The sequence below is a fragment of the Aliiglaciecola sp. NS0011-25 genome (assembly GCF_040370605.1).
GTDB classification, from domain to species: Bacteria; Pseudomonadota; Gammaproteobacteria; order Enterobacterales; family Alteromonadaceae; genus Aliiglaciecola; species Aliiglaciecola lipolytica_A.
The window spans coordinates 170,601-185,598 of the sequence record NZ_BAABWR010000004.1 but is presented as its reverse complement, the minus strand read 5'-3'; the positions used below and the strand labels follow the sequence as shown (position 1 = coordinate 185,598).

The window sequence follows — 14,998 nt, the reverse complement described above, 5'->3', positions numbered from 1 at the left end:
CTGCTCTGTAAGGTCGCTTCTGGGTAGTCTCAGTGGCCAAGTCAGTTAGCCTTTATAAGTCTGCCAAGAATCATATGTTTTCCAGTTAGATACCCACTCAGGAATATCACCGGCAGTCATGGGCCGAGCAATGCCATAACCCTGCGCCAACTCACAACCCAGTCGTAATAGTGCTGCTCCGTGTTCGATGGTTTCTACTCCCTCGGCAATGACTTCGCGCTTGAATGTTTTAGCTAAACCTATGACGCTTTCAACAATCGCTAAATCGTCGACATCTTCCAGCATGTCACGCACAAAGCTCTGGTCGATTTTAATCAAGTAGGCTGGTAGACGTTTGATATGGGTAAGCGATGAATACCCTGTACCAAAGTCATCCAAGGCAAAGCATACGCCTAGTTCATGGCAAGCACTCATGGTGTTAAGCAATTGGCTGATGTCACTTAACTCACTGGATTCCAATACTTCCAATTCTAAATAGTGAGGGTCAACTTCGGGATGCGCTTCTAACAACGCTGTTATGCGAGTGGTGAAGTTACCTTGTTGTAATTGATAGGCGCTAATGTTGACACTGACAGATAGGTCTAAGCCCATGCTTCGCCATTGGCTTATTTGAATTAGTGCAGTGTCTATGACCCATTCACTTAGCTCCAGACTAATGGCATGACCTTCTATCGCTGGTAAGAAATCTAAAGGTGGGACTATACCGCGAGTAGGATGCTGCCATCGGATTAATGCTTCGACACCTATCACATCACCTGTGCGCATATTCACCTTGGGTTGATAATGCAACACAAACTCACGTCTACCCAAAGCTGAGCAAACATCGCCTATACTTTGCTGCCGAATCTTCATCGCATTATCTTGTGTGGTATCAAAAAATTGATAACGGTTTTTACCTGCTTGCTTAGCAAAATACATGGCTTGGTCGGCGTGACGCATGAGCAGGTCTGCATCTGCATCGTCTTGTGGATAAAAGCTGACACCAATACTCGCTGAGATTTGCATTACAGCATCACCCAAAGTAACAGGAGCAGCAGCGGCCTTTAGTAGTCGTTTTAATACAGACTCACTATCTTCAATATTTTCCAAATCAACCATGACAGCAATAAATTCATCGCCGCCAATACGTGCCAGCGTATCACCTTCTCGTAACGCCTCTTTCATGCGCTGTGCCACTTCAACGAGTAGTTCATCCCCCACATAATGGCCGTAGAGGTCATTGACGGCTTTGAAGCCATCTAAGTCCATAAACGCAACGGCTAATGAATTATTGCGGCGTTGACACTGCACCATGGCATGGTTCAATCGGTCAGCCAGTAGTACACGGCTGGGGAGGTTGGTTAATGCATCGTAATGAGCAACGAGTTTCAGCTTTTCTTCGGCTTGTTTACGGTCAGTGATTTCTGTCCGAATGCCTACATACTGAAAGGGCTTACCTTTATCATCTAGGGTCGGAACAATAGTCGTTTTAACCCAATAGTCGCTGCCAGTCTTATTGGTATTCTTAATCTCACCATGCCACGCCTGACCACTAGAAATGGTCTTCCATAAATCCACGAAAAACTCGTCTGGGTGTTCATCGGACTTAACGATTTTGTGGTTATGGCCCAGTAGCTCTTCACGGTCATAACCGCTGATGGCGCAGAACTTGTCATTGACATAGGTAATGCGGCCAGCAACATCAGCGATGCTCACAATGGCGTGTTCGTCTATTGCACCCTTTTGAGAGATTAACTCTCTATTCAACTCTTGGGTCGCTTTGGTCGCTTGGATTAGAGCGAGTTCCTTCTCTTTTTCAGCGGTTATGTCGCGGGCAGTGACAACTATCCTTTTATCCTCAAGCGAGATAATATGTGCGCTATAAGTACTATCGCCCGATGGCATCGACAGCATGTAGTCGAATGACACTAACGAGTTAGTTTCAATTGCCTCATCAAATGCATTTTTAAACTGCTCAGATACTTGTATTGGAAGTAAATCAAGCATCTTTTTCCCAATTAATTCATCGGGTGTCAGATATAAATCTTTACTATCATTCACATTATATTTGACTATAACGCCATCACTGTCGAGTACGAACTGTATATCTCGGTTTGACTCATTCACTGCGCACATTAAATCGTTTGTCTCGTTAAGTTCCTTGCTTTGAATTTTAAGTCTGGTGACATCTTTTTGAATGCCTAAATAATGTATTAGCTTTCCTTGATTATCAAAAATTGGCGACATGCTGAGTTCATTCCAAAACATCGAGCCATCTTTTCGATAGTTTCTGAGCGTTACTAGGCAGGTTTGTTGTTTCTTGATAGTTTCACGAATGATAGTTAATTGATCTTCTTGATCTTTATCATCTCCCTGTAGATAACGACAGTTTTTACCAATAATCTCTTCAAGGCTATAGCCAGTCATCCTCTCAAAAGCCGAGTTAACAAATATCAGCGGATTATCTGGCAGTGTAGGGTCCGAGATCGTTATGCCGTCACGAGAGTTCATAACAGCTGCCTTGAGTACGTTTAGATCAATCATATTTGTCCTTTTACAGCATCAATCATAAGCGCAATCCCATTACGTGTCTGTTCGTTATAACGCCTAAGAGGCAACTACCCACTTATTGACACTCAGCAATTTTTTTATATTATTACTTTGTAACGCGGTTGTAAATTCTTCAGTAATCATTGCCTCACACCACTATTTTATTATTGCTACACGTGCGCAAGAGTTATTGATATGGCAATTGTAAAAACTACGATGAGTGAATTTGTAAGCAAGGGTTTAAGTTTTCCATAGATGATTCTGATACGGGTTATTCAAGCCTTGCTTATTTAAAGGAATTGCCTATTTCGGAATTAAAAATCGACAAGTATTTTGTTGACGACATTGAAATTAATCAGCCTGAAAAATCTTACGCTATTGTTGACACGATTATTGAAATGGCTCGCGCATTTGTTGTGAAGAGTGTTGCAGAGGGAGTCGAGACTGATAAGCAATTTGCCTATTTAAAGAAAAAGAGGCGTAATCATTATTAGGGATATTTATTTTCAAAACCAATAGATAAGGACGACTGGTTAAAGTCTGTTAACAAAGAAACTAAGAAGAAAATTGGATGAATGATTAATCTATTTGATGCTTTCTGAAGGTCTCCTAACTCAGCTTTTGATACGGTAGGTAAACATAAACCAATGACCGCTTCACGCCCTGAGTCATTCAACAAGTGTTTTATGTTGCCAATAGCGGAGAATTTCTCTCTTTCAGCGCTTTTAAATACTTTGACTCATCATAGGGAGTTCTTGTATTCCAACATTTATAAACAATTCTGACCCATTTATAGGCAAGTGCTCTCACCGCCGATTGATGAGACTTACCTTTTGAACGCTGTTTCTCGTAGTACAAACCAGCCCAATATGATTGATTTATACTTTTGGCTGACCATTCTATAAAGCTTTGTCTGACGAACTTGGAACATTGCCAACGCCAATGTACCCAACTCTTTTGACCACTTCGTTCCGTTACAGGGGACAGTCCAGCATAGTTTTGTATTTCTTGGGCGCTATTGAATCGTGATCTATCCTCCCCTAATGCCGCCAATAACCTAGGAGCCAAACACAAGCCTGTGCCGGGTAGAGAATCAAATAACTCAGCATCTGGCATACTGTTAAATAACTGACTGATTTGTTTATCATATACTCTGGTGTTTTCAATGATCGTAAGTATTTGTTTGCAAAGCGCTGTCACCAATAGCTTGTGCGGTAAAATAACACTTTGGTCATCTGTCAACGGAACGGCCTTATTTATTGCCTCAACACGCTTATCCGTATTGGATACTGCGTTTCCACCTCTAGCATGAAAGAACTTAATAATTGAATTGGTTCTGGCACGTTTAACTGCTTGTAACGAAGACCATTTTATTAAGAAGTCACAAAACAATTCACTATCTCTATGAGAGAACCACTCCAACGGCTGAGGGTAATACTGTTTCAGTGAATTGATTAACCGATTAACATTTCGACGTTTATCGTCAACCAACAAACGCCGCTGCTCAACTAAGAGCGCTAATGTACGTGTCTGGTGACTACTTGGACGTAACGGTTTCACTTTATCGGGATAATTGAGCATCATGTCTAATGCTAACTCAGCATCAGAAGGGTCATCTTTAGCGCCACTTGGAAACATTGCCTGACGATATCGTGCAAGTGTTAGACCGTGGATTGGAAAGACGGTGACGAAACTGTACTTCTGCAGTGCGTATACAATCGGGCCTTTAGTCAACTCGACTGCGACAGCAATTTTACCCTTGGCCTCTTTACGCAGCTCATTTAGCCAGCTATCTATGGATTCAGGCGTGTGTGAAATAACTTCAAAGCTACGCTCCCTACTTTTACCTATTTGCACACAAACATCATGTTTTTTATTAGCCCAATCTAAACCAACAAAAATTGAGAATTTAGTTTTCACGTCATTCATTACAAATCTCCAATAGTTGAAGTTTGTTATGTATCCTTTACTCTTCGAAAGAAATATAGACAGCGTTTTTAAGGCAAGCCCTGAGTATTCGTTATGAGTAAAGTGACTCATTGCATCGAAAGAAAAGCAGAAATCATCAAATGAATATCGCTCAATATTCGTATGTAATGAGCACATAACCTAAACAATCTAAGTGTAGATAATTAAGGTTGAAAGACTATATTTCGCTCAGGCTGTGTGAAAACTATTGATCACCTTTTGGACTAAGCACGGTGTTTATATGATCAATCAGTCTTAATGTAATCACCTATCTAATCTCCGTTTTTAGTATAATTAAATGGTCAGCCAAACCAGAGAGAATCTGTGATGTCTCACCATATTAAAGGTCAATCAAGAACACAAACTACACTGCTACCAGAAGTGCTAGATGATTTTGTCACTGAAGATAATCCCGTTCGAGTCATTGATGTTTTTGTGAATGAAATAAATCTTGAATCATTAGGTTTTAATCGGGTGCAGGCAAAACAAACAGGCCGTCCTTGTTATCACCCAGCAACACTGCTCAAGTTATATATTTACGGTTATCTAAACCGTATTCAATCATCACGCCGTTTGGAAAAAGAGACGCATCGCAACGTTGAACTGATGTGGTTAGTCGAACGTTTGCAACCTGATTTCAAAACCATTGCTGACTTTAGAAAAGACAACGGCAAAGGCATCAAGAATGCTTGCCGCCAGTTCGTTCAACTGTGCCGTCAAATGAACATGTTCAGCGATGCGGTATTCGCCATTGATGGCAGCAAATTTAAAGCTGTAAATGCCAAAAAGAATAACTTCACTCCCCAAAAAGCCAAGGACCATATTGCATTAATTGAAACGAGTATCAGCGACTATTTATTGAAGTTAGATAGTGCAGACGCTAACGATAAAAGTGATAAAGATGTGGGGTTGATGCAAGATAAATTAGCCTGGCTCAAGAATCGCCTTGTTGAGTTACAAGAAATTGAAGAAGCCGTTAATGCTCACCCAGACAAGCAGTTATCGTTAAATGACCCCGATGCGCGTTTAATGAAAACCGATAACATGAATCGCAAGGTCTGCTATAACGTGCAAAGCGCAGTTGATACAAAACATCATCTTATTGTCAGTCATGACATCACGATGTCGACAGACCGAGGCCAACTAACGCCCGTTACAACGCTAGTGCAAGAGGCTCTAGATAGAAAAGATATCACCGTTATCGCCGACAAAGGTTATTTCAGTCGTAATGATATTAAAGCAGCTCAGGATTTAGGCGCGACAGCTTTAGTCCCCCAAATCGATACATCGGGTTCTAAAAAGAAAGGCATATTTAATAAATCATTGTTCAAGTATGACCAAGACAAAGATATTTATGTTTGCCCAGCTGGAGAGGAGCTACCACATCGGCGAAACGTGTATGAGAGTGGCTTAGAGCAGAAGGTGTATGTCAATCATATCGCATGCAGGGACTGTAAAATTCGTGCTCAATGTACCCAATCAAAAACAGAACCGAGGAAAATGCGGCGTTGGATACATGAGGCTGAAATTGACGTAATGCAAACAAGGTTAGATGCTGCACCTGAAACGACGGTCATTAGAAAACAAACCGTCGAACACCCGTTTGGCACCATCAAAATGTGGATGGGGGCAACGCACTTCTTGATGACACGCAAGAAAAACGTCAGTACGGAAATGAGCCTCCATGTACTGGCCTACAATCTAAAACGAATGATGTCGATTGTTGGAATACACACACTCATTACCGCCATGCAGGAATGATGGCGAGTTGTTAGCAAAATCCTCTCTATTGCGCAGTATACAAGCTAATTTGCCATCCTTTTTAGAACCGTGACTGATAATATTTACATTACTGCTAGATAGCCTAATGACTTAAATATGGGTTTAAATCTGCGTAAAAATATCTGAATAACGATAGATTGGTCTTCGTTTTAGGTTTTCACACAGCCTGCGCTCAAAGCCGCCTGTCGAGATACGTAAAAACCTATCGACTCAAAATGTCAGATCAGATGTAAGCTACTACAATTTAGATACTTTGGATGATTAAGTTTTACTGCTTCGCCATTGAGAAGGTTTCGACTGAAACTGTTAGTATATTAACGTTCGGATTTGCAGTTTATGAACAACGTAGCTCTACTTAAAGTTTGAGTATTTTTAATTAACAAAGCCTTTTGATTGAGCTTCACGATTCACGCAAGTGCCCAATAATTTGCAGCATTCTAAAAAACGGATTTCGTGCATCATGAGTTGTATTACTTGCTATCTCTCGCAGCGCCTCAATCCGTCGTTTGTATTCGCCATTTATAACAGACTCAAGCGTATTTATATCTGACAAGCTTTCAGTTAAATAACCAACAGGTACGACTGGTGACCAAAACATGAATTTGTGGTTTGTGAAGTTATCTAGGTACTGTTCTGCATATTCTTTTTGTCGTTGATGTTTATTCTTTATTTTAATGATTGTTTGTTTATTGTCTTTATATAAAAGACCACGAATGTGAGTTGTAACCTCGCACAAATATGCAGTATTGGATTTAAAGTTAAAGCCTACTACATCCAGCTCACCCAAACCCTTTAACCCGCCACCAGGAGGTCTAACGTTGTAATCAATGACGTCGCAACCTTCTACGATCTGGAGGTGGGCTCCAACGATAAATTCACCAATATCTGTTAACATTGAGTTGAAGTCCCTATTTTATTTATAACGAAGCGTATAGAGTCATTTTTTACTCTCAAGTATCTTTTAACTACGTTGAGCATATTACTTTCTATTTGAGTCTTGCGGCTAACTTTTAGCAACTCGCTTACGTTTTTTAAACCGCTCAAAGTTAAGGTTATCTAAACACACTTGATGGTCCATTGCATCCATAAAGGTTTTAAGTCGAGAGAGGTCAACTCCTCCATGGTTATATGTTTGATTCCTTTGACCCTCTTGTGCGTGTCCAGTTAAATAATGACGTTCGGAATCGTTTAAAGTGTTGCCATTAATTGTGGTTTTATCTAAGTTGGTTGTAAAGTTGTGGCGAAATGAGTGAAATGAAACACCTTGTTTGCCATCACTGGTTCTTTTTTCAAGACCTATATACTTAGTAAATCGCTCGTTAAACCATTTTGAGGCGTAATCGCCTAATGCTTTCTCATTTGCTATGGACAGGTCTGGAAATATCATATCATTGGCTTTAAGTCGCTCTATGTAATTAATAAACCCTGCTTGAATCAACACTTGAGGTACCGGCACCAATCTAACTGAAGATTCATTTTTTTTACGCTTAGACAAATTGGACTTTTTACGAATGGGATCTCTCCATGTTTCGTTTAAATCAAGTACCCAAATACCATCTTGCAGTCGAATGTCTACTTTCTCTAAGCCGACAATTTCAGAAATCCTCGCTCCAGTTGTGTGTGCAATAAAAGGGAGCCAGAAATGATAGTATCTAGGTTGCTCTCTACTCCTCAATTTATCGCCATACAGATAAGAATCAAATATTTTTTCAAGTTGTTCTTTAGAAAATGGTACTTTTTCCAAAACGTCACTGTCTTCTTTATTCGGTACTTTGAGTGAGGGATACTCCTCGTAATTAAATGATATATTGTTGCGTTGATAACACCACTTTAGAAACGGGCGCACACATGAAAAGTGCGTTTCTACACCATTAGTAGCTAAAGTTCTACCCGTATTACGTTTGGCTGCATTAACCCAAAAGTCAACTAATTCTGCTGAGCCTGTGGGTTTAACATGTGTTTTTGATTTAGCAATATTGGGAGCGATAGTTTTGATTACATTGGAGTATCTATCAAGCTCGTTATTACCAACGTCATTACTAAGCTGTTCAATGCCAACTATCTCAATAAACCGTTCCAAATTCGAGACCACTTGGGTAAAGGTTCTGGATGCAAAGCGGGACTTTCGTTCATTTAAATATATCTTTAAAAGCTCATGTAAAGGTTTGTTTTCGCTGGTGGCAATGGTAGACGTAGTTGTTAAATTTTTTGTTGAAAGCAGCTTCTTGCAGAAATCAATTAATTTTTCATTCTTATCCTCAAGCCTGATGTTGTCTTCCTTTAACTTATCGCTAGTTAGGGTCTGATTTCTTGCATTTGATGCGTTAGAATGGCTCTCAAGCATCATTTCGGTTAAGGGGGCTGTAATACTGTCCAATATAGACTGATTGAGAGATCTCTTAGCTAATCGAGTCTTCCAGTGGTCACCAAATTCAAATGCCGCATCACAAAATTTATCGAGGCGTTCATCTACTATCTTTTTTAAATCACTTTTCAAAAATGCCATTTCGGCTGTCGAGTGTGCCTGTTCTCTATCCATACTACAAAACTCTTTAATTCTAGACTTCAGATGTGGCACAACGACGTAATAAACCGAAAGAGCTTCATTTAACTCCTTGGTTTTCAATGAGAAGCGAATCTCTAATCTGTGCCTCTTACTAATAGTATTGTTAAAGGGTAATAAAAAGCGGAGGTAATAATTTGAGTTACGATTTTTAAGAAGGTAGGGGAGTTTGAAAGCCATTTGTGTGACACCTGAGTGTGACACTTTTTCGCACTTTCGACCAAGATGTCGACCTAACTCGTTGAATTATCAACGAATTAGGTCTTAATTGGTGGAGCTGGCGGGAAATTAACTAAGTTTTCAAGGTGTTGATATTCTTAATGTTTTTGTTTTAAATTTATTTCATGTACCACTACTTGTACCACTAAAACTACTTTCGAATAGGTCAAGGAGTAAACATCCTGAGTTTTTATAAAAAAGATTTTAACTCAGCTGCGATTTCTTCGTAGATTTTGCTTTTCTTCAATTCTGGATTGATGCCAATTGGATCAACTGCACTTACGCCAAGGTTATTTAAATTCTGAATTTCCATTTCAGCATATATTGGACTTGCACAAACTACTCCGTTAGATTTAGCTGTTTTGTCTAAATCTTCTAAAATTTTAACTTGATCTTTTGCTATCGCAGCTGTCATATTTGATGTTTCGTTTTCCATAATTCTTACTTCACCTCCAGTAAATATATCTCCACCTAAACGATTACACTCATTCCATATCTTACGAGATTCATCAGCAGTAAATTTTGACTTACCAACTTTTTTGGCTATTTCTTTGATAGTTGTTTTATTTAGAGCTTTTCTATTTGCCCCAATTATTTTTAGTATCGGAGTTTGAACAGCTTTGCTTAATCTGAATTTTTTATAGCATTTTGAATTTTTACCAGAGCCTATAGCATAATGTTGTGTTTTTAATACTTCAGAATTAGACGTCAAGAAAATTTCATTCTCTCCATTCCTAGGTGGAGAGTGTGCAAATTCTCTTAACTCACCATTAAAGCGGAGCATCGCAAATTCAATTTTATTTTTCTTAGCAATATCAACCAAAATATCTAAAACAGAGTCTGAATTATTAATTACGTTTTTATAATTAGATAAAAACAATCTATACATTAAATTTGCACCAGCAAACCCGTATAAAACGTCATCTATCTTCGCAATCTTAAAATAATTTTCAGAATCAAATACTTTCGTAACGTTTCCATATCTATCTACAAAGCTAACTCTACTGTCAGACCCTATTCTGCCAGTACGGCCATCTAATCTAAATACTGTAGTTGTCATTGAACTCCCTTTCGTTAATGTAGGAGGATATCATTATTTAGTAATGTTCATCTATCGATATCAGTTTTTTAAATATAATAAAAAAGTATAAATCTTTAAGGTTTTACAAAAAGTAATAAGTATTAATTGCTTAGTCTAGGTGGAGGATAAAAATCTTTGACTAAGAATTTCTAATTTTCCATGTTTGAGTTTCATTTCGCAGTAAAATCATCTCATATCTATTTAAAAATTGAACAATTTAACTTTTTAAAGTCAATTCATTTAATGTTTATAAACGTTTTCGACTAATATAGGTTTGAATGAAAACCATAATTTTGAAAGTAACTTATGTTTCCTTACTATTAGCTTTATCTTTATTTGCTAACAGTTTAGAGAAGGCTGACGCTAACCAACCAATCGTAAAAAAGTCAGCTTCCGGTATGTGCCATGATAATAGTAGTGCGTCATATAGTCGGACTAAGAGTTATATTCCGTATAAATCCATTGCCGCCTGCATCGCCGAAGGGGGACGATTACCAAAGAGCAAAGTTAACCAGAAAGATAAAGCAACTGAAGAAGCGGTTGCTGAGGGTAGGGAGTTTGTAAGCCTCTACAACAGGGGGGTTGGCCACACTGGTTAGATTCTGATAACGATTGTCAAAATACAAGACACGAATTGCTAATTCAAACTACGACTAAGCCAGTAAGGTTTAAAGCAAGCAACGCATAGTGAATCATATGGTTAAAGCTTGCGAATCTGACTAATACTAATTGCGCTGACCACTGTTTAAAATATTAATTCAAGAAAAAATTGCGTGTTGAATAAATTAGGCTTGCACATTATTCTGTATTTAGTCGGCATGAAGTTCGGCTTAGTTTAAAATTTAATTAAAAGGATTTTTATGAAAAAATTATCAATCGTATTATTGACTTTGGGGATGTCAACATTCGCACAATCTCAATCAATTGAAAAAGCAATGATGTTGTCTGAACAGGGGCTGTCAGAACGTGCTAAATCCGAGCTGGTTGACGTTATTTTTAGTAATAAAGCTAATTCCAATAAATCTAAAGCATATTATGAACTAGGGAATATTGCTTTTAGAGAAAACAGAACTTATGTTGCTCTTAGTACTTGGACAACGCTTATAGAAATATATCCACAATCTGTAGAAGCAAAGCTGGTAAAAGAAAAGATTGTTCAATTGTCTGAAATTGTTGGAGAAAGCTCGCAAGGAAACTTAGATAACTCTATTGCATCTTCATATCTTAAAAACGCTAATTTTTGGTCTGATGATAGAAGTAAGAAATTTACTATTGATAGTAGTTGGCTTCCAAAAATAGACATGGCAATTAAGTGGTATGACAAAGTAATTAAAGAGTTTCCTGGTTCGAGAGCAGCCAAGATTGCTTATGATGAAAAAATAACGACACTTTTCGGATGGAAAGAAATCGGGAAGTACGGTTCTTCCTATGGTGTTAGAGCAGATTTTGAAAAATACATGCCTATGGTATTGAGTACGTTTGATGAGTTTGAATCTAAATTCCCCGACGCTTCTTCACTTCAAGCACAAAGGTATCAAATAGCACAAGCATATTGGAGCCAAAAAAACTGGACGTTAACCAAAGAATGGCTAAACAAAATAATAACAGCTGCAGGGGAAGGTGATTCGTTCTATAAAGATACTGCAATCAATCGTTTGAATAAAGTTGAATATTAAAAACTCATTAGTAGGCAGAACGACCTAAGTAGGTCGTTTTGATTCTAATTTAATTGTTCAAGTTTTAATCTACTGATATCTTCACTAATAATTTCTACTTGTTCGATGGTAAATGCTTTTTTAAAACCACAGAAAAACCATTCTCCGTCACAATACTCGGCAATTACAGTTTCGCTATCTATTTCTTGACACTTAACCCCGTAATAACCTTCTGAAATCTATTTCATTAATAATTTCCGCTTATTAGAAGAAAACAACAAATCGAGTCTGGAGCACCTTGAGTAAGATAATGAATGCGATTTGCAATACTCTCTATTGAATCATTAAAAGGGACCCATTAACTGTAACTATACGCGCCATAAGTGCCAAGACAAGTCCAGAAAACGCTTTATAGTGCGGGCTTTCGTTTTGATGATAGTTTTGAAATTAAATTGGATATTTGGGGAAATACCAAGTTTAATCTGATCTAAATTTTACAATACGCAAAATCAACTTTTTCTTTTTAAATATATATTCAGCTTTTAACTGGTAGCCTCGAAATATGATATAGAATGTAATTGTCGTTTACGTCAAGGCTAGTCGTGACGTTAGGGGATAATGTTTACTAAACCTTTGTTATGAAAATATTTAGTGTCGGGCGAATTACTTGATTAACTAAAGTACGAAGAACTCTTTTCAATGCCTGAAAGTTGGGTTGGGCGGCATGAGAAAGGAGAGTTCTCTGGCTTACTGATCAGTACTACTCTTTAGATTCGCTATTAGATATATCTTTAGTCTCTATCTCGTCAATTATGTTCAGACCTTCGTGCCTAAAATACAATCCAACTACTAAGAAAACTAATGACATTATACAAGCCAAAAAAATCGGAACTTTTACAGAATTAAATAGAAAACTGGCAAATGGAGCGAACATTACCCACAGCACCTTTTCACTAAGTGAGATCAATTGCAAAGCATATAAATTTTTGGCAGCCTTCGACTTGTAGTTCTGGTGCCCTTTTCCATGTAGAAAACTGAAAAATTTTGTTATATATCCCATTTCTCTGATCCTTTAGTATTTGCAAAGTACACTAATCGTAAATTACGAAGGTGTTTACTAATATGTTGATTTTATTCAGGTTTAAAGCTAATAATTTGAAATAAGTAAATCTACTTTAAAAGTAGTTTGGGGTGGTAATTTTACCTTGTGGGGTTGGAAATTCAAGGGGAATATTTGACTATATTTTAATTATGGTAGCGTAACTTAAACACTTAAATAATTTTTAATCCCAAGAAACATTGAAAATAAAGATAAAAGCCAAGGTGTGTACCAGGAACTTAAATAAGGTTCAGAGAACAGGCTTTTAACAATACAAAGTAAACCTGTTATTAAATTTAGAAGCCTAATTTTGAGTTGATACAATTCAGTTTCCTTGTCAGAACGTGAATAGATTGAAAGGGTAAGATTTTTGCCAAGTTTAATAAAATACTTTGATTTCTTTTTTGAATTATTTTTTTTAAAAGTTAACCTTTGGTTTGTCAGAATTGCATTGACATGCAATATTAGTTTTACAATCGGGCCAATATCAACGCTACTAATCGCTGCTTTTAATGGGAAAAACCAATTAGGGTTAGTTTCCATTGGTTCTCTACTACTTTCCTTAAAGGTGGCGCTTTTGAAAATCAGGAAATATCTAAAATTCATCCATAAAAATATAATCCAAAATATATAAGTTGCGTTTGTTTTATCTGTTAGAACAATATTTGAGAGTGGAAGCTTTACATCGTGACCAACAGTTCCACCGGCCATGTAATATGTGATGATCATCAAAGATATTACAATTAAGTTTCTCCTTTCTGGAATGGAGTCGTTAATAGCCATAAAGTGTCCTTCTATTCATTTATATATTGAGACTATCACTACTATAGAGGTAGGTCAGCATGAGTGTTCTTTGCTTATTGACGGAAGCTAACAATTTTAAAGATACTCAATAAGTTAAATTTGCATGATAAAGCTGCCTAACACAGAAACAATTTGAATAAACGTTATTACTGGGTATCAGTGCTCTAATAAATTATCTTTTGGTGCTGAGTAATTCCAAATCGGGCACTATTTTATCGCTTACAAAATCAATTAAGTTCAATTGAAAACACAATAACTTGTAAAATCAAAATTATAAATTTACGATTTAATTTAATCACACGGAAAGGAAGTGAAAATGTTTGGAAAATCTAAAAATGACACACCTCAATGGACTGTTCGCAAAGAATTTTTATACGACAAGATTGCGGACAAAAACTATAAACTGACTAACACTCATTCTTGTTTCAATGAAGCTCTTGGTCAAGTATCTGTGTGGTATTTGGGACGGTTTCTAGTCACAATTCCATGTGATGTTAAGTTGTATAATAAAGCCTTAGCTTATTATCCAAAATGCGATAACTTTATACGAACTGATTTTGAGTTTACAGGAGTTGATTCAGATGGTGAACTTTGGGTATTGAAAGATGGACATCTTCAATCAGTTAGCAATAAATCATTAAACTTAGCTGGATTAAGGTTTGAAAAGATCGGTAAATCTTTAGCGGTGCTTAACTATGGGGTTAACGTTTTAAATTTTACTGAAGCTGATATTGAAACGTTAGAAGAAGCCAAGGCCTCCTATCTAGATAGAAAATATCTTCGACTTCCCGATGAAAAGCTCGCTGAGTTGTTTGATAATCCACTTGAAATAAAAATGCAGCGAGACAAAAAGTTACTTAATACGATTGATCGCAAAATAATGGTTACAACAGAGACATTTTTACATGAAAAAATAGAAAAACGTATTGAAATAGTAACAGCTGAACTCGCTTTCGGAATGAATATTTTTAAAGACATTTTTGCAGCTTTTTCTGATTTTTTTGGTGGAAGAAACAAATCAATTCAAAATGCTTTGAGAGAAGCAAAGGAAACTGTTCTATTGGAGCTCAAGCGTGAAGCATATAGAGTCGGTGGAGATGCAGTTGTAGGTGTCGATTTAGACTATAGTGAAATTTCCGGTGGTGGCAAATCGATGTTATTCATAGTGGCCAGTGGTACTGCAGTTAAGCTTAAAAAATGAATAAACCATTAAAGTACTTTCCTACATCATGTAGAATTTCATATCTAAACTGACTCTTAGCCAATACAATCTCGATCTAACCCATAATAATTGGTTA

The 14,998-nt window shown here is 37.3% G+C and carries 11 protein-coding genes; 5 read left to right on the top strand and 6 right to left on the bottom strand.

Annotation, left to right across the window (positions count from 1 at the left end; all coding sequences use genetic code 11):
- Positions 1-45: 45 nt before the first annotated feature.
- Complete coding sequence (locus tag ABWV72_RS05180; RefSeq protein WP_353369136.1) at positions 46-2,523, bottom strand: sensor domain-containing protein; 2,478 nt, start codon at positions 2,521-2,523, stop codon at positions 46-48.
- Between the two features lie 230 nt (positions 2,524-2,753).
- On the opposite strand from ABWV72_RS05180, the gene ABWV72_RS05175 reads away from it, so the two are divergent.
- The gene (locus tag ABWV72_RS05175) at positions 2,754-3,023 is read left to right on the top strand and encodes an EAL domain-containing protein (RefSeq protein WP_081336889.1); all 270 of its coding nucleotides are present in this window, start codon (positions 2,754-2,756) and stop codon (positions 3,021-3,023) included.
- A gap of 190 nt (positions 3,024-3,213) precedes the next feature.
- Here the strand turns inward: ABWV72_RS05175 and ABWV72_RS05170 are convergent, their stop codons facing one another.
- Positions 3,214-4,458 (bottom strand): IS110 family RNA-guided transposase, encoded by a 1,245-nt coding sequence (locus tag ABWV72_RS05170; RefSeq protein WP_353369134.1) that lies wholly within the window; start codon positions 4,456-4,458, stop codon positions 3,214-3,216.
- Between the two features lie 366 nt (positions 4,459-4,824).
- Here ABWV72_RS05170 and ABWV72_RS05165 point away from each other — a divergent pair, with 366 nt between their 5' ends.
- Positions 4,825-6,258, top strand: a complete 1,434-nt coding sequence (locus tag ABWV72_RS05165; RefSeq protein WP_069945381.1) for an IS1182 family transposase — start codon at positions 4,825-4,827, stop codon at positions 6,256-6,258.
- Positions 6,259-6,679: 421 nt separating this feature from the next.
- On the opposite strand, the gene ABWV72_RS05160 is transcribed toward ABWV72_RS05165, so the two are convergent.
- The 3 genes from ABWV72_RS05160 to ABWV72_RS05150 all read right to left on the bottom strand — a co-directional run bounded on the left by ABWV72_RS05160 (position 6,680) and on the right by ABWV72_RS05150 (position 10,121).
- Positions 6,680-7,174, bottom strand: a complete 495-nt coding sequence (locus ABWV72_RS05160; protein WP_353369131.1) for a hypothetical protein — start codon at positions 7,172-7,174, stop codon at positions 6,680-6,682.
- A gap of 108 nt (positions 7,175-7,282) precedes the next feature.
- The gene (locus tag ABWV72_RS05155) at positions 7,283-9,022 is read right to left on the bottom strand and encodes a site-specific integrase (RefSeq protein WP_353369129.1); all 1,740 of its coding nucleotides are present in this window, start codon (positions 9,020-9,022) and stop codon (positions 7,283-7,285) included.
- A gap of 229 nt (positions 9,023-9,251) precedes the next feature.
- Positions 9,252-10,121 (bottom strand): hypothetical protein, encoded by an 870-nt coding sequence (locus tag ABWV72_RS05150; protein WP_353369127.1) that lies wholly within the window; start codon positions 10,119-10,121, stop codon positions 9,252-9,254.
- Between the two features lie 299 nt (positions 10,122-10,420).
- Between ABWV72_RS05150 and ABWV72_RS05145 the strand changes: the two genes are divergently transcribed.
- Positions 10,421-10,741, top strand: a complete 321-nt coding sequence (locus ABWV72_RS05145) for a hypothetical protein (protein WP_353369125.1) — start codon at positions 10,421-10,423, stop codon at positions 10,739-10,741.
- Between the two features lie 261 nt (positions 10,742-11,002).
- Entirely contained in the window at positions 11,003-11,818 is an 816-nt protein-coding gene (locus ABWV72_RS05140; protein WP_353369123.1) for a tetratricopeptide repeat protein, read from the top strand.
- 1,243 nt (positions 11,819-13,061) lie between these two features.
- On the opposite strand, the gene ABWV72_RS05135 is transcribed toward ABWV72_RS05140, so the two are convergent.
- A complete protein-coding gene (locus ABWV72_RS05135; RefSeq protein WP_353369121.1) occupies positions 13,062-13,679 on the bottom strand; it encodes a hypothetical protein in 618 nt (205 codons plus the stop codon).
- A gap of 337 nt (positions 13,680-14,016) precedes the next feature.
- Between ABWV72_RS05135 and ABWV72_RS05130 the strand changes: the two genes are divergently transcribed.
- Entirely contained in the window at positions 14,017-14,901 is an 885-nt protein-coding gene (locus ABWV72_RS05130) for a YbjQ family protein (RefSeq protein WP_353369119.1), read from the top strand.
- The last annotated feature ends 97 nt before the right edge of the window (positions 14,902-14,998 follow it).

Excerpts from the sequence above, each read along its gene's own strand:
- ABWV72_RS05170 (WP_353369134.1), bottom strand. The coding sequence starts at position 4,458 with ATGAATGACGTGAAAACTAAATTCTCAATTTTTGTTGGTTTAGATTGG.
- ABWV72_RS05140 (WP_353369123.1), top strand. The coding sequence starts at position 11,003 with ATGAAAAAATTATCAATCGTATTATTGACTTTGGGGATGTCAACATTC.
- ABWV72_RS05145 (WP_353369125.1), top strand. The coding sequence starts at position 10,421 with ATGAAAACCATAATTTTGAAAGTAACTTATGTTTCCTTACTATTAGCT.
- ABWV72_RS05160 (WP_353369131.1), bottom strand. The coding sequence starts at position 7,174 with ATGTTAACAGATATTGGTGAATTTATCGTTGGAGCCCACCTCCAGATC.
- ABWV72_RS05130 (WP_353369119.1), top strand. The coding sequence starts at position 14,017 with ATGTTTGGAAAATCTAAAAATGACACACCTCAATGGACTGTTCGCAAA.
- ABWV72_RS05155 (WP_353369129.1), bottom strand. The coding sequence starts at position 9,022 with ATGGCTTTCAAACTCCCCTACCTTCTTAAAAATCGTAACTCAAATTAT.
- ABWV72_RS05180 (WP_353369136.1), bottom strand. The coding sequence starts at position 2,523 with ATGATTGATCTAAACGTACTCAAGGCAGCTGTTATGAACTCTCGTGAC.
- ABWV72_RS05135 (WP_353369121.1), bottom strand. The coding sequence starts at position 13,679 with ATGGCTATTAACGACTCCATTCCAGAAAGGAGAAACTTAATTGTAATA.
- ABWV72_RS05165 (WP_069945381.1), top strand. The coding sequence starts at position 4,825 with ATGTCTCACCATATTAAAGGTCAATCAAGAACACAAACTACACTGCTA.
- ABWV72_RS05150 (WP_353369127.1), bottom strand. The coding sequence starts at position 10,121 with ATGACAACTACAGTATTTAGATTAGATGGCCGTACTGGCAGAATAGGG.